Origin of the sequence: Larkinella fluvii, assembly GCF_051857545.1 — a bacterium.
Lineage (GTDB): Bacteria > Bacteroidota > Bacteroidia > Cytophagales > Spirosomataceae > Larkinella.
Genome location: NZ_JBPZHB010000003.1, coordinates 508966 through 531613 on the forward strand (window position 1 = coordinate 508966; position 22648 = coordinate 531613).

Annotated in this window: 18 protein-coding genes; 8 read left to right on the top strand and 10 right to left on the bottom strand. The window is 50.5% G+C overall.

Annotated features, from left to right (window positions below; genetic code table 11):
- Positions 1 to 46: 46 nt before the first annotated feature.
- On the top strand, positions 47 to 736 hold the full coding sequence (gene purQ, locus ACS5NO_RS09485; protein WP_114405364.1) for a phosphoribosylformylglycinamidine synthase subunit PurQ: 690 nt from the start codon (positions 47 to 49) through the stop codon (positions 734 to 736).
- Between the two features lie 112 nt (positions 737 to 848).
- Here the strand turns inward: purQ and ACS5NO_RS09490 are convergent, their stop codons facing one another.
- Together ACS5NO_RS09490 and ACS5NO_RS09495 are read right to left on the bottom strand one after the other, a co-directional pair.
- Entirely contained in the window at positions 849 to 1340 is a 492-nt protein-coding gene (locus ACS5NO_RS09490; RefSeq protein WP_439414920.1) for an RES family NAD+ phosphorylase, read from the bottom strand.
- Positions 1340 to 1765, bottom strand: coding sequence for an Xre family toxin-antitoxin system antitoxin (locus ACS5NO_RS09495; protein ID WP_439414921.1), 426 nt, complete (start codon positions 1763 to 1765; stop codon positions 1340 to 1342). The genes ACS5NO_RS09490 and ACS5NO_RS09495 overlap by 1 nt, the downstream gene beginning before the upstream one ends.
- A 267-nt stretch (positions 1766 to 2032) precedes the next feature.
- Between ACS5NO_RS09495 and ACS5NO_RS09500 the strand changes: the two genes are divergently transcribed.
- The 6 genes from ACS5NO_RS09500 (at position 2033) to ACS5NO_RS09525 (ending at position 10970) form a co-directional block, all read left to right on the top strand.
- The gene (locus ACS5NO_RS09500; protein WP_439414922.1) at positions 2033 to 2311 is read left to right on the top strand and encodes a hypothetical protein; all 279 of its coding nucleotides are present in this window, start codon (positions 2033 to 2035) and stop codon (positions 2309 to 2311) included.
- A 623-nt stretch (positions 2312 to 2934) separates the two neighbouring features.
- Positions 2935 to 3126 carry a hypothetical protein gene (locus ACS5NO_RS09505; RefSeq protein ID WP_439414923.1) on the top strand — a complete coding sequence of 64 codons (192 nt, stop codon included), beginning with the start codon at positions 2935 to 2937 and terminating at the stop codon, positions 3124 to 3126.
- Between the two features lie 200 nt (positions 3127 to 3326).
- Positions 3327 to 4076 (top strand): ABC transporter ATP-binding protein, encoded by a 750-nt coding sequence (locus tag ACS5NO_RS09510; RefSeq protein WP_439414924.1) that lies wholly within the window; start codon positions 3327 to 3329, stop codon positions 4074 to 4076.
- A 9-nt stretch (positions 4077 to 4085) separates the two neighbouring features.
- Complete coding sequence (locus ACS5NO_RS09515) at positions 4086 to 5438, top strand: hypothetical protein (protein ID WP_439414925.1); 1353 nt, start codon at positions 4086 to 4088, stop codon at positions 5436 to 5438.
- A 136-nt stretch (positions 5439 to 5574) separates the two neighbouring features.
- Positions 5575 to 9492 (top strand): PAS domain S-box protein, encoded by a 3918-nt coding sequence (locus ACS5NO_RS09520; protein ID WP_439414926.1) that lies wholly within the window; start codon positions 5575 to 5577, stop codon positions 9490 to 9492.
- A gap of 86 nt (positions 9493 to 9578) precedes the next feature.
- Positions 9579 to 10970 (top strand): DUF418 domain-containing protein, encoded by a 1392-nt coding sequence (locus ACS5NO_RS09525; RefSeq protein WP_439414927.1) that lies wholly within the window; start codon positions 9579 to 9581, stop codon positions 10968 to 10970.
- A gap of 7 nt (positions 10971 to 10977) precedes the next feature.
- On the opposite strand, the gene lolA1 is transcribed toward ACS5NO_RS09525, so the two are convergent.
- The 4 genes from lolA1 to cysM form a co-directional block, all read right to left on the bottom strand.
- A complete protein-coding gene (gene lolA1 / locus ACS5NO_RS09530; protein ID WP_439414928.1) occupies positions 10978 to 11607 on the bottom strand; it encodes an outer membrane lipoprotein periplasmic chaperone LolA1 in 630 nt (209 codons plus the stop codon).
- A gap of 195 nt (positions 11608 to 11802) precedes the next feature.
- On the bottom strand, positions 11803 to 14322 hold the full coding sequence (locus ACS5NO_RS09535) for an FtsK/SpoIIIE family DNA translocase (protein WP_439414929.1): 2520 nt from the start codon (positions 14320 to 14322) through the stop codon (positions 11803 to 11805).
- Entirely contained in the window at positions 14306 to 15382 is a 1077-nt protein-coding gene (locus ACS5NO_RS09540) for a quinone-dependent dihydroorotate dehydrogenase (protein ID WP_439414930.1), read from the bottom strand. The genes ACS5NO_RS09535 and ACS5NO_RS09540 overlap by 17 nt, the downstream gene beginning before the upstream one ends.
- A gap of 121 nt (positions 15383 to 15503) precedes the next feature.
- Positions 15504 to 16379, bottom strand: coding sequence for a cysteine synthase CysM (gene cysM, locus ACS5NO_RS09545; protein WP_439414931.1), 876 nt, complete (start codon positions 16377 to 16379; stop codon positions 15504 to 15506).
- A 231-nt stretch (positions 16380 to 16610) separates the two neighbouring features.
- Between cysM and ACS5NO_RS09550 the strand changes: the two genes are divergently transcribed.
- Positions 16611 to 17057 carry a LytR/AlgR family response regulator transcription factor gene (locus ACS5NO_RS09550; protein WP_225309452.1) on the top strand — a complete coding sequence of 149 codons (447 nt, stop codon included), beginning with the start codon at positions 16611 to 16613 and terminating at the stop codon, positions 17055 to 17057.
- A 35-nt stretch (positions 17058 to 17092) separates the two neighbouring features.
- On the opposite strand, the gene ACS5NO_RS09555 is transcribed toward ACS5NO_RS09550, so the two are convergent.
- The 4 genes from ACS5NO_RS09555 to ACS5NO_RS09570 form a co-directional block, all read right to left on the bottom strand.
- Positions 17093 to 18799: an AMP-binding protein gene (locus ACS5NO_RS09555; protein WP_439414932.1), complete on the bottom strand. Its 1707-nt coding sequence runs from the start codon at positions 18797 to 18799 to the stop codon at positions 17093 to 17095.
- Between the two features lie 241 nt (positions 18800 to 19040).
- Entirely contained in the window at positions 19041 to 20024 is a 984-nt protein-coding gene (gene argC, locus ACS5NO_RS09560; RefSeq protein ID WP_439414933.1) for an N-acetyl-gamma-glutamyl-phosphate reductase, read from the bottom strand.
- Entirely contained in the window at positions 20021 to 21271 is a 1251-nt protein-coding gene (locus tag ACS5NO_RS09565) for a glycosyltransferase family 4 protein (RefSeq protein ID WP_439414934.1), read from the bottom strand. The genes argC and ACS5NO_RS09565 overlap by 4 nt, the downstream gene beginning before the upstream one ends.
- Positions 21272 to 21371: 100 nt before the next feature.
- Entirely contained in the window at positions 21372 to 22577 is a 1206-nt protein-coding gene (locus ACS5NO_RS09570) for an argininosuccinate synthase (protein WP_150876427.1), read from the bottom strand.
- Positions 22578 to 22648 lie beyond the last annotated feature (71 nt).

A 22648-nucleotide genomic window follows, 5' to 3' on the forward strand; every position in this document is an offset into this window, starting at 1 on the left:
AACTTTTTGCCCGACAAGTGTTAACTTTGCCACAAACCAAGAACGTATGAAATTCGGTGTAGTAGTATTCCCCGGCTCCAATTGCGACGACGATGCGGTCGACGCGCTGCGTGATCAACTGAAACAGGATGTCGTCAAGCTCTGGCACAAAGACCACGATTTGCAAGGCTGTGATTTCATCATTCTGCCCGGCGGTTTTTCCTACGGGGACTACCTTCGGACGGGGGCCGTTGCCCGGTTTTCGCCCATCATGAACGAGGTGATCAAACACGCCGAGCGGGGTGGTTACCTGATGGGCATCTGCAATGGTTTCCAGATTCTGGCCGAAGCGCGGCTGGTTCCGGGCGTTCTGCTGCGGAACACCAACCAGAAATACGTTTGCAAAAATATCTACCTCCGTCCGCAATCGAAGAGCGTTCTGCTGACCGCCGGTTTGGACGATCGGGCTTATAAAATCCCCATTGCCCACGGTGAAGGCCGATATTTCATCGATGCCGATACATTGAATGAACTGAACGACAACGATCAGATCATCTTCCGGTATTGCGACGAAGCGGGAAACATCACCGACGAAGCCAATCCGAACGGCAGTCTGGACAACATTGCGGGCGTTGCGAACGAGCGCAAAAACGTGTTCGGCCTGATGCCTCACCCAGAACGGGCGGCCGATTCGCTGTTGGGCAATACCGACGGGCGGCTAATTCTGGAGCAATTGCTGAATACGGTTTTGGTGTAACGCTCCGGTTTGTTTAAGACATTGGAAAAGTCGGCTCAGGTGGCCGACTTTTCGCGTTTATAACCTTCTGGATACCGGCATAGGAATTCGAGTTACTTTATTGACCGTTTGCTCAAGCGGTTGGTAAGCGAGGATCGATTGGATACGGTTCAATCCGAATAATCTGACATTCAGCCCGCAATGGGTGAAGTGGATCGATCAATACATTCCGCGAAGGGGACAACGGTACTACCGCCGATGGCAAAGCCAGACACAATGTACCTTGTTGCCGAAATTGGGCGTCGGTAAATTGCGCTAAACCCGCTGGTGTAACCTGCGGATCGTTCCAGCCGACCGGTAGCTGATCTGTTCTCAGAAATGTAATCGCATTGTCCGGAATTTTGATTTCGCACAGAATCAGAGGTGGCAAATCTGCTAAAGGTGTCCCCTCGAGGTGTACGATGTATTCCAGAAAACAGAGTTCGGGTGTTGTGGCCGTATAAATCATCGGTCGACCTTTGCTGTTCCAGCGACCTCCCCGCAGTTGAGCTCCAATCCCGTCCAGAATGGTGTCACGATGCGAATCCGACTGGATGCGGTATAACCGGTTGATAGGCGGATGCATTAGCTGAAAACGCCGTATTCGATTCTCCCCAGAATATCTTCGACCAACTGAACGCCTGTTGTGCTGTCGAGTAAATCTAAAGGTGAGCGTTCAGCCAGTAGTCGTAGCGGTCGTCGCAGCCAGCGTATAAATTTCCCCTGATCCTGGAAAACGGTTGCTCCATAGGTGGCTAATTGAGTCAATAACAACAGTCGTTCCGACGTAGCCGCATCGAGTCGGCTGATTTTAGCCTGTCTGTGAAAGGTTGCCACGGATTGATTCAGGAGCCGGGCCATTTCTTTGTCCGAAACCCCCAATAAACCAGCAACCCGCCCGGCTTCAGTGCCCGACAGCCCTTGGCGTGAGCGATCAATGAGTTGAAGTGCCGTGAGTGAAGTGTTTACCGGCGTTTCTATCAATGGGTTTGGCTCTGTCGACGTTAGCATGTCAATGTAGAATCATTTGATTGCAATATAAGAATCTTTTGAGATTGTTCGTAGATTGATCCAGCATTTATTTTTGCATTGAGCCGTCCGGTTATTAACTGAAAATGTGGCCAGATTTTCGCGTTTGTAACCTTCTGGATACCGGCCAATGGATTCGAGTTACTTTATTGACCGTTTGAGCAAACGGTTTTTACAATAAAGCAGATCGGGTGTGACTTTCGGCTTATGATCACGTCTGACAACTAATTCTAACCATTTGTCGAGACCATGCTTCAGAAACTTTGTAATCGGTACGAATCCCTGAATTGTCTTGTCCGGAAACGAGCTACCGGTTCTCCCAAAGAATTAGCCCAGAAATTAGGCATTAGCGAACGGGCTTGGTATAAACTCCGCGACGAGTTGGTCAATGAGCTGGGTGTTCCGCTGGCGTATTGCCCAATCCGACGAACGTATTACTATGCCGAAGAAGGGGAACTGATCTTTCGATTTCGGCGCAAGTTAGAAGATGAGCAGATGGAAGGGTTGTCAGGCGGTTTTGCTATTTAATGCCGCAGTTGCTTCAGGCGTTATAGATGCATTACTGTGTTATTGAATTGTTTTTTTGACTAGTTTAATAATTGAGTTTCTTATTTCCATTGCACTTAAGTGACAAAATGTAATTTTTGGATAGTTTCTATAACCAATGTAAAAAATAGAAAGAATCGATTTTTTAAATAGATTTGAAACGATTATATGCAAATTTAGAGTTTTCAGATTAGGATGAAGTTTTATTTAAAATTAGTAGTTTTCTTATGAAGAATCCTTTTTGCAAAAGCCATATTTTTATATATCTATCTTTTTTTGTTTCAATAATGGCGGTCCTTAATTTGTATATTATTTATAGGCATGAGTTACTATTGGTGGTATTAATCCTTTTATCAGTATTAGCTATTTGGAAGTTGCCAAAATTACTTAAATAAAATTTGGGAGACCGAATGTGTCTTTTTAGTAAAGTTGTACAGATTAGCTATTTGGCTTATTTTGCCTAATATCTTGTGAAATTTGGCTCCAATGAAGGCACTAAAAAAGAAGAGATAGAATGGTTTTAATCTCTTCTTTAATGATCTTATTTCTTAATTTGGTTTATTTTACTGTAAAAAGAAAGCAGAAAATACTTAATGGTTGTTCCAATGAAAACTAAGTATGTAATGCTGATTCGTGCTTTGTCTGGATTGTGTGCAAGCGGTCTTCTATTGCTTTTTTTATTCAAATCTGAAGCTGCTCTATTTACTGATGATATAGCAGGTACTATAGCAGGTTTAATAACGGTAATTGCTTTTCTGGTGTTTTTTATGAAATTTACTAAAAGACCACGTAAGTGAATTACTAAATTATTGAAATGAAATATATTGTGAACAAAATGGATGGCAGTAAAATAGCCGGTATAGTGCCTCGTAAAATTTGGACTGCTTGCGGGTTGTTTGAGCATTGGCTATTTTTGCAACCACTCAATTTGACTTTGATAACCAATCCCAACGTTGTCAAACCCAGTCGTTGACCCACACAACTACTTTCTTTCACCATGGAACTGGTCATTAAAGAACTCCGCAAATCCTATTCGGGAAAAACCGTGCTCGACGCCATCAATCTGACCTTTCGGGGTGGCGATGTGATTGGGTTGCTGGGCAAAAACGGATCGGGAAAAACCACCTTTCTGAATTGCCTGATCGACCTGATTGCGCCCGATAGCGGACAGTTTTACTTCAATCAGGAAGAGTTAACGGGCGATCGGTTGTCGTTGAAACGGGTACTGGGCATTGTATCCGACGTCATTCCGCCCGTGCCTGAATTTACCGGTGCGGACTACCTGCGCTTTATGGGCCTGATTCACAAGCTCGATGACGCGACGTTTCAAAAACGCTCCACCGACCTGACCGATTTCTTTTTTGATGAACCCGGCGTCCTGAAAAAGAAGATGAGCCAGTATTCGACGGGGATGATCAAAAAGATTAGTTTCTGCGCAGCGATTCTCCACATTCCGTCGGTCGTCATCCTGGACGAACCGTTTGCCGGTCTCGACCCCATAGCCGTCCGTCAGTTGATTTCCTTCCTGCAGACCTATCATCGGGCCGACCGCATCATCCTGGTTGCGTCCCATGACCTGAGTTACCTGGAAGAAATCGCCACCCGCATTCTGGTGTTGGATGAGACGCAGATCAAATTTGATGGCGAGCTGGCGAACTTTACCGAACAAGGCACCAAAGTCATCAGTGAGGCCCTGTTCGAGATATTAGTACCAAAGACCAAACAAACCACTTTCGATTGGCTCTAACCTCCCCGAATGATGTTTCCCATCCTCTTTTTCGCCTTGCGTCGGCGTTTTTTTGGCTTTTTTCGGAGTGCAGAGTCGATCCTCGGACTGATTCTTCGGTTTGTTTTCATGGCCGCTCTGGCGTTGAGCGCGGGTACGACGGGCTGGTTGATCGATTTGGCTGCCACTTCTGACAAAATGGGAGCTAATCCCAACAATCTCATTCTGATCAGCAACGGCGTCGTCTGTGGGCAGTGGGTGTGGATGGAATTTTTTCCGACCTACACACCACGGTCAACGCTGTTTTCGAAAACCTTTCCGATTCCATATCGCTCTCAGTGGATCGGGACGCTGTTGTATGATGCGTTTACGGTTTCGGTGGTTGGTTCGGGATTGCTTTTCGTCATCCTGAACGCATTTTCGAAAACGTATACCAACACCCATTTAATGTCTTCACTCCTGCTGCTGGGCAACGCCGTGGTTTTTGTTCAACTGCTGAAAGCGTTCCTGGAATCGACGCATCGCCGGCAAGCGGTATTCCTGTTAAGCTGGGGAATGCTGAGTGTCCTGATTGGTTTTTCGGCCTGGCATTGGCGGTTCGATCCAACCGGATTACTTCTTGTAGTGAGTGTTGCATTTGCCAGCCAAACTATACTCTTGTTTTTAGTGGATCGGGCTGCTGTAGCGAGAACAGAATCAACGGTTCTGCTCGTAAAGACAAACTACCTGTCACCGGTTTATACGGCCTTCATCAACAATGCCCAAACGCGGAAAGCCTTTGCGTTCGGAATCCTGATGAAAGCGCTGTTGCTATTGTTTTCATCAAAGATGTCGGCGAGTGATTTTTCGATGGCCGATTTTCTGCTTCTCCTGTACGTTTCTCCCATGATTTTATTCAATTATGTGGCCAATAATAGCTGGGGGTTCTTTCCGGCTTTGTGGATCAACGGTGCGTTAGGGAAGCGTTCGGAGGTGTATTTGATTTATTTTCAACTGCTTATCATTCCTGTTCTGATCGACCTGATCGCAACCGTCAGCGTCCTTGCCTTCTTAAACCTGTTGAGTGGGCACCTGCTCTCTTTTTACCTCATCAGTACGGTTTGCTTCAGTTTGAATGGCCTTCTTTTTTCGCAGTATAAGGCGTTTCGGGTACACAACAGCCTGAGTTTTGGTCAGGCAAAAAGTAATGTGAGTGGCTGGAGTATTTTTATCAATTTTCTTTTACTGATCGGAATTGGTCTGGCGCTGAAAACCGCAGTGACGACCTTCGCTCTCTGCTTGGGTTTGGTGGTGGCGGTGGTGTATGTATTCCGTTCTGTTTTGCCACGGGATCGCAATGCGATTCACAGAATTTACAAAAGTGTATTCGTAGACCGGGAGTAAAGGCAACGAATCGATGCAAGCAAGCCATTCATTCGGATTTATTTATGTGTACAAATTGCGCATATTAGTAACTTGGCCTGGAAAATGCTGTTAATTACGGTAATTTTATACACTGCCATTGTACGCATTGAATGCCATGCCAATTCCATCCAATGAGCCTGAAAGAGTAAGAGCCTTACACCGGTACCAGATTCTGGACACGGTTCCTGAGAAAGAATTTGACCGGCTGACCGAGCTGGCTTCCCTGATTTGCCAGGTACCGATTTCGTTGGTGTCGCTCATCGACGACCACCGGCAATGGTTTAAATCCCGGGTTGGGCTTGATTTGAAAGAAACCAGCCGGGATATTGCGTTTTGCCGGTACGCCATTCTAAACAGTGACCTCTTCGAAGTGGAAGATGCCACACGGGATACGCGCTTTAAAGAAAATCCGCTGGTCACTTCGGATCCTCACATCCGGTTCTACGCCGGTTATCCATTGACCGATTCCGATGGGTATGCCTTGGGAACACTTTGCGTACTGGATCGAATTCCCCGGCAACTCACTGAAAGCCAGCAAAAATCGTTGCGCCTGTTGGGTGACGCGGTTATTGAACTGATTATTAAACATCGCCAAAACCAGGAACTGAAATACCTGGGCAACCTCTTTGCGCTGTCAAATGACCTGATCTGTGTGGCGGGTACCGATGGCTATTTTAAAAAACTAAATCCGGCTTTTCATGATATATTGGGATGGGATGAGTCCTATTTACTACGAACTTCTTTTTTTGAATTAGTCCATCCGGACGACTTGCAGGCTACCCGGCAGGAAATCGCCGGACTGGCATCGGGCAAGTCGACCATCAATTTTGCCCATCGGTTTCGTTGCCAAAATGGCACCTACCGGAACCTGCAATGGGTGGCCACGCCCGAACCCGACACCGGGTATCTGTTTGCCATTGCCCGGGACATTACCGACGAGAAGGAGAAAGAGCGTCTGTTGTTCCAGTCGGAGAATAAATTCCGCTCGTTTTTTGAAAACTCCCAGGGTCTCATGTGCATTCATGACCTGGAGGGGAAACTGCTCACCGTCAACAGTGCGGGTGCCCACGCTTTGGGGTATGAACCGGCAGAATTGGTCGGCCTGCAGTTGTCCGATATTGTTCCCGAAATGCACCAGGGTGCCCTGACCGCTTACCTGCAAACCATCAGCAAAACCGGTCGGGCCAGCGGGCTGATGCACACGCTCACCAAAGACGGGTCGTTGCTGATCTGGCTGTTCAATAACATCCTGGAAAAAGAGCTGAACGGCCATACGTATGTGATTGGTAATGCCATCGACATTACCCGCAGACACCAGTTGGAAGCGGATTTGAACCGGACCAAACAAATTCTGGAACAAACCAACGAGGTGGCCCGAATCGGAACCTGGGAAGTGAATGTTGTTCAGGAAACCGTATACTGGTCAGCGGTAACAAAAGCCATTCATGAAGTGCCAAAAGACTATGTGCCGGATTTTCATGCTGCCGTATCTTTCTTCAAAGGGAAAAATTACGAGCAGATTATGGAAGCCGTAAACCGCTCCGTTCAGGAAGGCATTGCTTACGATGTAGAATTGCAGATCGTTACGGCGAAGGGCCGGACTGTATGGATTCGGGCACTGGGAACCCCCGAATACCAGGACGGAAAGTGTGTGCGCTTATACGGCACATTTCAGGACATTGATGAACGAAAGAAAGCAGAGCAGGCGCTGCTGAATGAAAAATTACGCTTGGCGGCTTTTGTTGAGCACGCTCCGGCGGCCGTCGCCATGCTCGACCGTGAGATTCGGTACATCGCCGTCAGCAATCGCTGGATGGAAGAGTATCATTTGTCAGGTAGTGTTCTCGGGCGGTCACATTATGACGTATTTCCCAATTTATCAGACGAATGGAAGGCGATTCATTCCCGCTGTGTCAACGGGGCTATAGAAAAAAATGAAGAAGACATCTGGCGCCCCGAGGGATGGGATCATGACCAGTACCTGCGCTGGGAAGTCCGGCCGTGGTACCAGTTCGATGGCTCCATTGGTGGTATCATGATGTTCACCCAGGACATTACCGAAATTTGTCTGCAACGTGATGAACTGAAAAAAGCGAAGAGTATGGCTGAGCAGGCCAGCCTGGCGAAATCGGAATTTCTGGCCAACATGAGCCATGAAATCAGAACCCCGCTCAATGGGGTCATCGGTTTTACGGATCTGGTGCTGAAAACCGCCCTGAACACCACGCAACAGCAGTATTTGTCCATCGTCAACCAATCGGCCAACACCTTGCTGAGCATCATTAACGACATCCTTGATTTTTCGAAAATCGAAGCCGGAAAACTCGAACTGGCGATTGAAAAAACGGATGTATACGAGATCAGCAGCCAGGTGGCCGACACCATCACGTATCAGGCTCAGAACAAAGGACTTGAGGTCTTATTGAACCTTTCGGTCGATCTGCCCCGGTTCGTCTTTGTGGATTCGGTGCGGTTGAAACAGGTGCTGGTCAATTTGCTGGGGAATGCCGTGAAATTTACCGAGAAAGGTGAAATTGAGTTGAAAATCAAGACATTGAGCGATATTACAGAAGAGTACATCACTTTTCGGTTTGAAGTGCGGGATACCGGTATTGGCATCAAACCGGAAATGCAGGAACGCATATTTGACGCTTTTTCCCAGGAAGACCCTTCCACGACAAAAAAATACGGCGGAACCGGATTGGGGCTGACCATCTCCAACAAGCTATTGGGCTTGATGGGAAGTCAGCTTCAGTTGACGAGCAAACCCGGTGAAGGAAGTTGCTTTTTCTTCGAAATCAGGCTGAAGGCAGAACCGGGGAATGCAATCGTCTGGCGCGATAGCCTCCCGATCAATACCGTGCTGATCGTGGATGATAATGCACACAACCGCCTTATTTTGCGGCAAATGTTTCTATTGAAAAACATTGAAGTAGAGGAAGTTAATAACGGTTTTGAAGCGCTTCAGTTGTTAGGCCGTCATAAAAAATACGATGTCATTCTGATGGATTACCACATGCCTTACATGGATGGGCTGGAAACGATTCAGAAAATACGGACTACCTTTTCTCCGTCACCCATTGAGCAGCCCATCATCTTTCTGCATAGCTCATCGGATGACGAAAAAATCATCAAAGCCTGTGAGTCGCTGGATGTTAACCAGCGGCTGGTGAAACCCATCAAAATGCAGGAACTGTATCAGGCACTGTACCGGCTGGTTCAGCAGGACGAGAAACCCGTGCCGACCTTGTCCGACCAGGAGGCCGCAGTCGATAACCAGGCCGTAAAGGTGTTGATCGTTGAAGATAATAAAATTAACCTGTTGCTGGCGAAAGTCATCATTGGCCGGATTGCCCCGAACGCGCGCATTTTTGAAGCGATCAACGGCGTGGAAGCGGTTCAGTGTTACATTCAGGATGCGCCCGATCTGATTCTGATGGATGTTCAGATGCCGTTGATGAATGGGTATGAAGCTACGCAGCGAATTCGGGAACTGGAGAAGGATCGGCGCATTCCGATTGTTGCCCTGACGGCAGGGACCGTGAAAGGGGAACGGGAGAAGTGTCTGGCCGCCGGAATGGACGATTTTCTTACCAAACCCATCGTGCAGGAATCCCTGGCTGCTCTGTTCAGGGTGTGGTTGTGGGCCGAGCCAAAAACCGCCCATGCGGTCGACCAATTCGCCGAAAGGAATGCGCATTTTGACCTGGCGGTGATCAAGGAAATGGCGGGGCATGATCTGGCCTTGGTACGGGAGCTGGCGGAGGTTGCCGGCGATGAATTGAGAAAATCGATTCCTCAGCTTCTTCTTCAGGCCGAAAAAGCCAATTTATTGGGATTGAGAGCAGCCGGACACAAATTGTATGGAACCGCCGTGAGTGCCGGTATGCCCGACCTCGCTGCGCTGGCGCGTACGCTGGAATACCTCGAACGGTTTGATGCTGAGAACGTAAACGAGCTCCTCGGCCGGGTGCAGTCAGAAATCGAACTGGTCCTGGATGCCATAGCGAATACGCCCTTTACCGAATCCTAAAATCCCCCAATCCGGAATTGGATATGAATCAAATCCTTCGCTATTTACCGTAGCGAACCTTCTTTCTCCTCTAATTCCTGCCGTTTATGAATACGCCCGACGTTTCCGCAACTTCGTCGGCCGCAGTGGCTGAAAACCTGCGCCCGGTTGAGCGGGCCGAACGCATTCGCTCCATCGACGTCATTCGTGGAGTCGCGTTGCTGGGCATTCTGATGATGAACATTCCGTATTTCGGACTGCCGGAAGGAATGCTGGGTTCCCTGAAATTCGATCATCCCGGCGACACCAACTTTATCACCCACCAGATCGTCGACATTGCTTTTTCGGGCAAAATGCGGGCGTTGTTTTCCATGCTCTTCGGCGCGGGAGTGATCCTGCTGACCACGCGCAAGGAACACGCTGTGGGGTTGTCGGTGGCCGATATTTACTACCGCCGGATTTTGTGGATGATTCTGTTTGGTGTGCTGGATGCCTACGTTCTGCTCTGGGCGGGCGATATTCTGTATGCCTACGGTCTTTGCGGTTTGTTTCTGTTTCCATTTCGGAAGCTGGCTCCGCGGTATCTGATTCTGGCCAGCGTATTCTGCTTCGGCGTCCTCATTTTTAAAGGGAATTTGCGCTTTCAGGAAACGAAGGGAAAACGGGAAGCCTACCTGAAAGTGGTGGCGCTGGAAAAGCAGAAAAAGAAGCTGACCGATGAGCAAAAAGCTGACAAACAGGCGTGGGAAACCGTCGTGAAAAACGGCAAACCGGATCAGAAAAAGATTGATGAAGAGATCAAGAAAGTACGTTCCGGTTATCCGACGGTTTGGGCGTATTATGTACCCATCAACAGTGAAATCCAGTCGGCGGTGATGTATAATTTTTACTTCTGGGATGCTATCGGAATGATGTTTCTCGGTATGGCACTCTATAAATTAGGCGTTTTTACCGGTCGGCTCCGGCGACGAAGTTACCTGGCGTTGATGCTGATTGGCTACGGCATCGGCATTCCACTCGGCTGGCTGGCCCACCAACTCACCCTGGAAGCGCACACGAACTTTGGACTTTACCTGGACACGCACGGTTTTGGATTTCCCCGCAGCACCTACGACATTCGCCGGGTAACGATGGCCCTGGGGCATGTCGGGCTGATTATGATCATCTACAAATCGGGCTGGTTACGAGGACTGATGAGCGCTTTGGGGGCAGTCGGTCAGATGGCTTTCTCCAATTACGTAATGCAGACCCTGATTTGCACCTTTATTTTCTTTGGGTACGGTTTTGGCTATTTCGGTAAATTGACCTACTACCAACTGTTCTACGTCGTCGCTGGTGTCTGGATCTTTCAGTTGATTGCCAGTCCGTTGTGGTTACGGCATTTTTACTTTGGCCCCCTGGAATGGGCCTGGCGGTCATTGACCTACTGGAAACGGCAACCATTCCGTATTCCGCAAAACCGTACAGAAACCGTCATTTCTCCGGCACAGGCCGGATAAGTCGCCCTTATCGCAAGTCTACGACTTCAACGCCGGGATACTTGGTTTTGTCAAACACAAAATACGAATCGGCTACGGCGACGTTCGGGGTGAATTTGTCGATCGTATAACTGGTTACCTTACCGGTTTTATCGGTCAGTTTCCAGCCTCTGACCTGCTTGTCTTTTTTGTTGACGGAGATTTGTACTTTAACAATTTGCGTGCTTTTCTTTTCGGGGGTCAGTTCCACCACTTCGACGGGTTGACCGCCCTGTTTCTGCTCGCCGATGTATTTGTAGTTGTACCCTTGTTTGTAGATGGAGTAAATCTTCGTCGGATTGAAGTCCCCGGCGGCTCCGGCGTCGTAATCCTGTACGTTCACTTCGTTCGTTTCCTTGATGTAAGTAGACATCGTTTTGCCGTCGGTGAATACTTCCTGACCGGCCAGCTTCAACCGGAAGGCGTTCTTTTTTACCGTTAAATCACCCTTGTAATTGCTCCCTTCGCCCGTGTAGGTAAAGGCGGCTTTGTAGGAATTTAGTGCTTTGTATTTGGCACTCATGGCATCTAAAACGTCCGATGCTTTTTTATCTTTTTGCGCCACCGAAGGCAGCGAAAATCCAATAACCAATGCCCACAATAAGGCTAATTTTTTCATGTGTATCGTCTTTTACGTAATTTCGGGTGATTTCTAAAACCGCCCGCAAAGTTGCTGACCGTTTTGTAGGTAGACAAGATTTATGAGAAAAAGTTTAATAAACAGGAGAAAGACCTAGTAGAAAAGCGGAGAAGCCAATAGAAAGAAATGACCGCATCATGCTCTTTCTATTGGCTTCTCCGCCTGCACGACTGCCTAATTCATATTTTTCAGAACTTCCTCCAGCGTATGGATATCCTGAATCAGCACCTCGCGGGCTTTGCTGCCTTCAAAGGCGCCCACAATACCGGCGGCTTCCAACTGATCGATGAGCCGACCAGCCCGGTTGTAGCCCAACTTTAACCGGCGCTGAATGAGTGAGGTGCTGCCCTGCTGGTGATTAACCACCAGACGAGCCGCTTCGTCGAACATCGGATCACGGTTTTCGAGGTCAATTTCTTTTTCTTCGCTGCTTCCCGATTCATCACCGGCAAATTCGGGCAGGTTATACGCTGAATCATACCCGCGCTGACTCCCGACAAATTCGCAGATGTCTTCAATTTCGTTGGTATCGACAAACGGACATTGCAGCCGGACAATATCGGAATTGGACGAGAACAGCATGTCACCCATGCCGACCAGTTGCTCGGCACCGCCCGTATCCAGAATGGTTCGGGAGTCGATTTTTGAGGTCACCTTGAACGACAGACGTGCCGGGAAGTTGGCTTTGATCAAACCCGTAATGACGTTCACGGAGGGCCGTTGCGTAGCCACCACCAGGTGAATCCCGATGGCCCGCGCCAACTGCGCCAGCCGGGCAATGGGCTGTTCGACTTCCTTGCCCGCCGTCATCATCAGATCGGCCAACTCGTCAATCACCAGCACGATATACGGCAGGAATTTATGGCCTTTTTCCGGATTCAACCGGCGCTGGATAAACTTGGCGTTGTATTCTTTCAGGTTCCGGCACTGCGCGTCTTTGAGCAGGTTGTACCGGTTATCCATTTCGATACAAAGCGAGTTGAGCGTATTGACCACCTTTTTTGTATCGGTAATTATCGGCTCATCACTGTCGGGCAACTGGGCCAGAAAATGCCGTTCTAGTTTATTGAACAGCGTCAATTCCACCTTCTTCGGATCAACCAGAATGAGCTTGAGTTGCGAGGGGTGTTTCTTGTAAATCAGCGACGTCAGCAAAACATTCAACCCGACGGATTTCCCCTGTCCCGTGGCACCGGCCATGAGCAAGTGGGGCATTTTGGCCAGATCAGCCACGTAAATCTCGTTGGAAATGGTTTTACCCATCACCACCGGCAACTCGAAATTGCTTTTGGTAAATTTCTCGGTGGTCATCACAGACCGCATCGCCACCATTTCCCGGTTTTTGTTCGGCACCTCGATCCCGATGGTTCCCTGGCCGGGCATCGGCGCAATGATCCGAATACCGAGGGCCGCCAAACTCAGGGCAATGTCATCTTCCAGGCTCTTGATCTTCGAAATCCGCACCCCGGCCGCCGGAATGATTTCGTACAGGGTGACGGTTGGCCCGATGGTCGCCTTGATGCTATCGATCGTGATGCCGTAATTCTGGAGGGTATCCACAATCCGGTCTTTGTTGGCTTCCAGTTCTTCTGCCGAAACCTGGGCCTTTTTATTTTCCGGGTATTCGGTCAACAAGTCGATGGTCGGAAACTGATACCGGGGCAGATCGAGCGTTGGGTCATACAGACCGTGCAATTTTAACGCATCCTCATCCACCTCGTCCGTTGGTCCGGCAAACACTTCCGCAACGGGTTGGGGCGATTCGGAAGCCGGTTCGATTGGCGTGGTGTCGGCAATGGTAAACGTAAGCGGTTTTTTAGCGGGTGGCCCCGATCCATTGACCTTTTCGGGTTTCAGTTCAGTCGTGTGCCCATTCAAGGGCTCGGGTTCCGCCGGGACTTCGGCCACCGGAACTGGCGTTGGCGCGGGCACCGGTTTCGGAACGCCGTTCGATGCCGGTTTGACGTCAATAAAATCCTTTACATCATCTTCGTCCTCTTCTTCCGGATCATCGTCCTCGCCATCATAAGCTGATTTGGAGGCCGAAACTGGTCTTTGGGGCAGCGAAATCGACGGCAATTTGGTGATTCCGTAGAAAAAAACGAGAAAGACAAAAAGCGCAAACCCAATGATGGCAAGACCGCCCCAGCCAATGAGGTTGTAGAGCCAGACGTTCACTTCGTAGCCTATGCCACCGCACCAGACGCTGCCCTGCCCGACGGAGTCGGTAGCCAGAACGATGTAACCGGCCAGCGCACTGATCCAGGTCATGTAAAACAGCACGGCTTTGGTCGTGCGGCTCAACGGCAGCAGTTCGAAATTGAAAGCCAGTTTACACCCGGCTAAAAACAGGATGACGGGAATGCCGAGGGCGGCAATTCCGAACCAGCGGAAAATGAACACGTGGGCGATGTAGGCCCCCAGAATTCCCAGAAAATTCCGCATTTCGGTGCCCGATTCCCGCAGGGGAGCATCCGTCACTTTGCTCAACACGCTCTGGTCGGCCTGACCGGTGAGCAAGTAGGAGCAGAAGGCCACGGTTAGCCCGATGGCCAGCAGCATCAGCAACCCGCCAAAGGCTAATTGCGACCGGCGGTCGGCTTGCCAGGCCGGCCATTTCATCGAAACCGACGATGGCCGCGGTTTCGGCCGCTCATTCCGAACGGAGTTTTGTCGGTTAATGGGTTGACTCATTTTTTTGTAAACTGCTATAATCTACCTCTTCTGCCAATACTTTGCAAATCTCTTTCGCCAACGTAGGGCCTTCATAAATGAACCCCGTGTACACCTGCACCAAACTGGCCCCAGCCCGCAGTTTTTCGAGCGCGTCTTCCGCCGTGGCAATACCGCCTACGCCAATAACCGGGAACGCATGACCCGATTGTTGACAAAGATAACGAATCACTTCCGTCGAACGTTGTTTTAACGGCGCTCCGCTGACGCCACCCATGCCTATTTTTTCAACGGTCTGGGCGTCGGTTTGTAAACCGTCGCGGCTGGTGGTTGTGTTGGTCGCAATAATACCGGCAATGCGGGTGGTGGTAACAATTTCGATAATATCATCCAACTGACTGTCGGTCAGGTCGGGGGCAATTTTGAGTAGAATGGGTTTCGCAACCGGTTTCCGGCTGTTTTCGTCCTGCAGGCGCTGCAACAGGGCCATGAGCGGTTCTTTTTCCTGCAAGGCCCGCAGCCCCGGTGTGTTGGGCGAACTGACATTGACGACGAAATAATCAACGGTATCGAACAAGTCGTGAAAGCAGGCCAGGTAATCGTCCAGCGCGTTTTCGTTCGGGGTCATTTTATTTTTGCCGATGTTTCCGCCGATGATCAGTTGCTGGCCCGAACGCCGTTTGCGTAGCCGACTGGCAGCCGCTTTGGCACCTTCGTTGTTGAAACCCATGCGGTTGATGAGCCCTTTGTCGGCTTTCAGACGAAAAAGCCGGGGGCGGTCGTTGCCGGCCTGGGGGCGGGGTGTTACGGTACCGATTTCAATAAAGCCAAAACCCAGACAGGCAAGTTCGTCGACCCATTCCGCATTTTTGTCGAAACCAGCGGCCAGGCCGACGGGATTGGCAAACTGAATGCCGAAAACTTCCCGTTTCAGACGCGGATCGTCGACGGTAAACAACTGACGGGCCAGCCAGCGAAAACCGGGGATGGCCAGCGAAATTTTCAGGAAAGAAGTAACAAAATGGTGAATTTGTTCAGCATCAAAACGAAAGAGGAGGGGCAGGACGACGCGCTTGTACATAACACAAATGTACAGAACTGTCGGGATGTGGTGCAAGCCGCCGGATGGATAATTAACTGCCGGAAAAATTAATTTCCCGGCAGTCATCCCCCGGCCGCTGATGGTCCGTTGTGCTGTTCGGTTAACTCCCAAACAGATCGGACGACAAATAGCGGTCGCCCCGGTCGCAGATGATACAGACCACGACGCCTTCTTCCAGTTCCTCGATGAGCTTGAGGGCGGCATAAACGGAACCTCCGCTGCTCATCCCGGCAAAAATCCCTTCTTCGCGGGCCAACCGGCGGGTCATCCGGGTGGCGTCGTCCTGCGACATTTCAATGACGCGATCGACGCGGCTGGGTTCAAAAATCTTGGGCAGGTATTCCTGGGGCCATTTCCGGATTCCCGGAATCTGTGACCCTTCGGAAGGCTGGCAGCCGATCACCTGAACCGCCGGGTTCTGTTCCTTCAGATACCGGGACGTTCCCATGATGGTGCCGGTGGTTCCCATGGCTGAAACAAAATGAGTAATTTTACTCTGAGTATCTTTCCAGATTTCGGGGCCTGTGGTGCGGTAATGGGCTAAGTAGTTGTCAGGATTGGCAAATTGATTGAGGAGAAAATAATTCCCTTTTGTGGCTTGTTCCTCGGCATAATCGCGGGCGCTTTCCATCGTTTCCAGCAGGGTCACTTTTGCACCGAATGCCTGCATGGTCAGAATCCGTTCGCGGGTCGAGTTCTGGGGCAAAACCAGTTCAATCTCAACGTTGTAAAGCCGGGCAATCATGGCCAGTGCAATGCCGGTGTTCCCGCTCGTGGCTTCGATCAATTTCATACCCGGTTTAAGATCACCACGATCGATGGCTCCCTTGATCATGCTGTAGGCCGGACGATCCTTCACGCTGCCGCCCGGATTGTGTCCTTCCATCTTTCCGTACAGCTTAACGCCTGGATGTGAGTGAATACGGTTTAATTCAACCAATGGGGTGTTCCCAACAAAATCTAATAAAGTAGCCATGAAGAGTGTACGAAGAATGAAAGCCTGTCTGAAACAAACACGAGGGCGGTTTTCAAAGTTGCAAACCGCCCAAATGTTACTAAAAATGGCGTTGTAATGCAGTAAAACGGCATTAGAGCAAATAAGTTGAAAATATTTTTGCTGTTCGAGGGTAAAATGTTAAAAAAACATTGCGTTTATCAAATAATATGAGCCATTTTTGTAGAAGATCAATATACAACGGCTACGTATATGAAATTACAAATCCATTCCACCCCCAGAAATAGTTACTCCGAGTACCAGTTGCAAGCCGTCACCCGTCATCTGAACCTATCAGACATCGTCCTGCCTTTCTGGGGTCAGCGCCGGAAAATCCCGGCGTACCGGATCACCTGGCTCGAAGGACAGGGCAACTACACGGTGGTGCATTTTAGCGACGGTTCCGAGATGATCGTATCGCTGACGCTGAAAAAACTGGAAGGCCGTTTGCCGACGGAAATCTTTGTGAGGCCCCACAAAAAAAGCATCATCAACCTGCTGTATTTACAGGAAATCCGCCCGGGGAAAAGTACAACCATCTGTCTGACAAATGGCTGTGAAATTGAAGTTTCGCGTCGGAAAACTACGCATTTCATGCGGCTGGTAGTTGCCTTTCAGCAGGAATTCCTTCCGCTTACGACGCAGTATGCCGTGGCCTAAAGCACAAAAAAAGCGGTTTTTCAACCGCTTGTCTTTTACTTCTTCGGGAGTTTAGCGAGTTCTTCGTCGCGCAGTGGCCGTCGCAGAATCTTGCCGACATTGCTTTTCGGTAACTCGGTCCGAAACTCGATGTGGCGCGGTCGTTTATAGTTGGTCAGTTGGTCTTTGCTGTACTTGAGAATGTCTTCGGCCGTGAGGTTGGGGTCTTTTTTGACCACAAAGATTTTGACGGCTTCCGTCGATTTGTCGTCAGGCACACCAATGCAGGCCACTTCCAGAACACCCGGACACTGGGCAATCACATCCTCGATTTCGTTGGGATATACGTTGAAGCCCGAAACCAGAATCATGTCTTTCTTGCGGTCGACAATCCGGAAAAAACCGTCTTCGTCCATCACCCCGATGTCGCCCGTTTTGAACCAATCTCCCTCCATCACCTTGGCGGTTTCGTCGGGGCGGTTGTAGTAGCCCGGAAAAACCTGCGGTCCTTTCGCCCACACTTCACCCGGCATCCCCATCGGCGCTTCGGTGCCGTCTTCCTGCATGATTTTCAGCTCGGTACTCGGCAGTGGCAGACCGATCGTTCCCAGCCGGGCCGTGCCGTCGCAGGGGTTTGATGATAGAATCGGCGAGGTTTCCGACAAACCGTATCCTTCCGAAATCACATTCCCGCTCAGGTTTTTCCAGCGTTCGGCCACTGCCGTTTGCAGCGCCATGCCGCCCGCCGACGAAATCTGGAGGTGACTGAAATCGACCTCGTTGATCCGGGGGTGATTGACCAACCCGTTGTAGAGCGTATTCAACCCGACAAACATGTTGAACTTGTATTTCTTCATCTCGTCGATGAACGCATTCATGTCGCGCGGGTTGGTAATGAGCACATTCAGACAACCGCTCTTGAGCGCCAGCATGGCGTTCACGGTCAGGGCATAAATGTGATACAGGGGCAAGGGCGTAATGATCACGCACTGGTCTGTTTTCATACGGTCGATCTGCATCCAGTAACAACCGGCTTCCGTGTTGGCAATGATGTTGCGGTGCGTCAACATGGCTCCTTTCGAAACGCCCGTGGTACCACCCGTATACTGAACAAAGGCCATGTCGGTGTTCGCAACCTGAACTTTCTGCAACGGCTGACGGCTCCCGCGGCTCAGCGCATCGGCCAGCGAAACGGCCTGAGGCAGGTGATAGGGTGGAATCAGTTTCTTGACGTATTTCACGACAGCATTGACAATCAGCTTCTTCGGAAAGCCGAGCAAATCGCCCACATTGGTGATGATAACGTGTTTGATGTCCGTTTGGTCGATGATTTTTTCCAGATTCGCGGCAAAATTGGCGAGAATGATAATGGCCTTCGCGCCCGAATCCTTGAATTGGTGCTGCATTTCCCGGGGCGTATACAGCGGATTTGTGTTGACAACCACCAGACCGGCCCGGAGAATGCCGAAAATAGCCACCGGATACTGCAACAGGTTCGGCATTTGAATGGCAACGCGGTCTCCTTTTTGCAGTTTCAGGTTGTTTTGCAGGTAAGAAGCAAAGTGTCCGGAAAGCGTATAAATTTCCCGGAACGTCAGTTGCTTATCCATGTTCGCGTAAGCCGGTAAACTGGCAAACCGCTGGCAGCCTTCATCGATCAGATCGACCAGGGATGAATAGGCATCGGGATTTATGTCGGCAGGAATACCCTCCGGATAATGCTTGAGCCAGGGGTACGGTTTCGCCGTGAACGGTTTTTCCATGGGATTAGAATGTTTTTTGTAAAAATAAGACAAAACTTCAAACCTCCTACGCACCCACGGACTTTCGTCCGCGTTTAAATGAAGATCAACGACGGTCAGGTTTCTTTGTTGTGTCGGTTACGTATGAACACAAAGATATAGGCTTCAAAACCGTCGGCCAGCGGGAGTCGATAACTGGCGGTGTAGAGCCGATAACTCACAAAAAAAGGCCGGATTTTTGTGATCCGGCCCCCTGAGAATGTTAAAACGCAACGGCTTTCAGTCGCAGTCCCGTATCTTCCGGCAACCCGAACAGGAGATTCATATTTTGAACGGCATGGCCCGATGCGCCTTTGGTCAGGTTATCGATCACACTGCTGATGAGCAACTGACCGTCGTGTTTTTCCAGGTGAATCAGGCATTTGTTGGTGTTGACAACCTGCTTCACATCCACCGGCGTGTTGCTGACGTACGTAAACGGGTGGCTGCGGTAGTAGGTGTCAAAAAGTTGACGGGCTTCGTCGAGGCTCCCGGCAAAGGGCGTATAGACGTTGGCCATGATGCCGCGGGTGAAGTCGCCCCGGTACGGAACAAAGTGGATCGGCTGATCAAAACCGGGTTGCAACGCATTCAGACTCTGGCGAATTTCTGTCAGGTGCTGGTGCGTAAAGGCTTTGTAAATCGAAACGTTGTTGTTCCGCCAGGTGAAATGCGTGGTTGGGCTTAACGATTGTCCCGCGCCGGTGGAACCGGTAATGGCACTCACCTGAACGGCTTCCGTGAGCAGCCCGGCCTGCGCCAGGGGAAGCAAAGCGAGTTGAATGCTGGTGGCAAAACAACCAGGGTTCGCGATTTTGGTTGCGGATTGGATGCGTTCGCGTTGCAGTTCGGGCAAACCGTATACAAAGCCGTTCGACTGATCGCGGAAATCGGTGCTCAAATCAATTACTTTCAGCGTTTCCGGGATCGGGTTTTCCGCCAGAAACTTCGCGGACTCCCCGTGGCCGGAGCACAGAAAAATCACCGATAGTCCGGCCTGGTTGACCAGTTCGCGGGTGTCGTCCCCGGAAAAAGTCAAATCGGTGTCGCCCAGTAAATCCGTGTGGGTGTTGTAAACCGGTTTTCCTGCCTGGCTTTTGCTGTGGACAAAGGCAATTTCTGCATTGGGGTGGTTGATGAGAATACGCAGCAACTCGCCACCCGTGTAGCCCGCTCCGCCGATAATCCCGATACGTAGTTTAGTCATAATGTCTGATAGAGCCTGATGTGCTCACTGGTGAAACGTTCCCACGAGAACAATTGTGCCCGCCGGAGCGCTTGGGTTGCTAATTCGTTGCGTAAATCCGTCGACCGAACGACCGTCAGGATGGCTTGGGCGAGCGCGTCGGCGTTGGTAGGTGACACCTGAATGGCCGCATCGCCCACCACTTCGGGCAGTGACGAAACGTTCGAGGTAATCACCGGTAAACCGCATTGCATGGCTTCTAGGGGCGGTAATCCAAAGCCTTCGAACAGGGATGGATATACGAAGGCCAGGGCACCGGAATACATAGCGGCCAGGTCTTCGTCGGGCACAAAACCGGTGAAAACCAGCCGCGACCGAATGCTTTCGTTCTTTGCGATTTCACTCAAAACCTGATCCATTTTCCAGCCTTTCGTACCGACCAATACCAGCTTCACTTCCGTCGGCAGCTCCCCGCTTTCGGCCAGTTGAACAAAACAGCGGATGAGGTGATCGAGGTTTTTGCGCGGTTCGAGCGTGGCCAGACTGAGCAGATACGGTTCGTCGCCCAGGCCGAAGCGTTGCTGCGTGGCTTTGATTCGCGCGGCATCGGTTACCGGATAAAACAGCGTTTTTGAAGCCGCCAGATGAATGGCGGTTACGCGGGCCGGATCAAAACCGGTAAACTGGCAAAAATCTGCTTTCGTCGCTTCGGAAACGGTAATGACGTGTGCGTCTTTGGGTAGGGTTTGGATTGCTTCTTTGACCGCCCGCTCACCCGCCGGAAACCATTCAGGGTGGTGAATGGGAATCAAATCATGTACCGTCAGCACCTTGCGAACGTGTGGCATTCGCCCAATGTCGTCCGGAATGGCAAAAAACGGCGAATGATAAATGGCACCGTTCGGCAGCCGTTCTGCCGAAAACCGGGCCTGTTCGCCCTTCAACGCTTTTCGGAATTGGTAAAAAACCTGCCGAATCACCTTCGAGGGCATACTTTGGGGCGCAAACGGACCGAGCAGGGCGTTTTCCAGCTTCGCCCACCGCTGTTCGACCGGGCGGTTGATCAAGGGCGGAGCCTGTGTCCCGAAGGTTTCCCGCGCATACCGCAACGTTTCGGCCTGGTTGGTCGGCGCAGCCAGCGAAAGCTGCACCTGCTCCGACGCAAGCAGTCCCTTCACCAATTGCTCGGCTACGCGACTCACGCCCGTTTTGGCCTGACGGTGGTAAAAGCCAATACCCGGAAGGCTGGCGTCGATGATTACGTCCAAATTTTAAGGAATGTAAAATAGCAAATGTAAAATGATGAATGTAAAAGTGTTAGAGCGACACCACGCACTTGTACATTCATCATTTTACATTCTACATTTATTATTTGTTTGCGCTTTCCTTCACTTTCCCATAAATCATCAACTGATTCGACATCACTTTCGAGAAGCCACGGACATCCTCGCCGGTCCAGGCGTTGTTCATTTCGCCGTAGCTGCCGAACGCGGAGGACATCAGGTCGAATGGCGATTCGATGCCCAGCACCTGGAAGCGATACGGAGCCAACAGAACGTGAACTTTGCCCGTTACGTGGGTTTGGGTATCGGTCAGGAAGGTCTCGATGTTCCGCATGACGGGGTCCAGAAACTGACCTTCGTGCAGCATCGTGCCATACCAGTTGGCCAGTTGATCTTTCCAGTATTGCTGCCATTTGGTCAGCACGTGCTTTTCGATGGCGTGGTGCGCTTTCAGAATGATCAGCGGAGCCGGAGCTTCAAAACCGACCCGGCCTTTGATGCCGATGATGGTGTCGCCGACGTGAATATCGCGGCCAATGCCAAACGGCCCGGCCAGCGCCGTCAGTTGTTGAATGGCCTGAACGGGATCACCGACGGGTTCGTCACCGATGCCTTTCAGTTCACCCGCTTCAAAATGCAGCGTGATTTGCTCCGGTTCGGTTTTGGTCACCTGCGTCGGCCAGGCCGATTCGGGCAGAAAACCGTTGGAAGTCAGCGTTTCGCGACCGCCTACCGAGGTTCCCCACAAGCCTTTGTTGATGGAATAGGCGGCTTTGTGCCATTCCTGCTCCACGCCCTTGGCTTTCAGGTAGTCGATTTCGGCTTCGCGCGACAGCCGCAGATCGCGGATGGGCGTAATGATTTCGGCATCCGGGGCAATGATCCGGAACGCCATATCGAACCGTACCTGGTCGTTGCCCGCGCCGGTACTGCCGTGTGCAATGGCATTGGCACCAATGGATTTAGCGTATTCGGCGACAGCGATGGCCTGAAAAATCCGCTCGGCACTGACGCTCAGGGGGTAGGTGTTGTTTTTCAGTACATTACCGTAGACCAGATATTTTAAACATTGCTGGTAGTAATCGTCGGTTTTGGCGATGGCGGTATGGTGCTTCACGCCCAGCGAATAGGCCCGGTCTTCGATGGTTTTCAAATCGGCCTCCGAGAACCCGCCGGTATCGACCAGCACGGAGTAGATTTCATACCCCAGATCTTCGGATAAGTATTTAACACAAAACGAGGTGTCGAGACCTCCGCTAAACGCAAGAACTACTTTTTTCTGTTGAGACATCACGGTGAACTGTGGGACGTATGGAACGAAAAGGGTGATCTGACCGGATTGGGGACAGCTCAGATTGTATT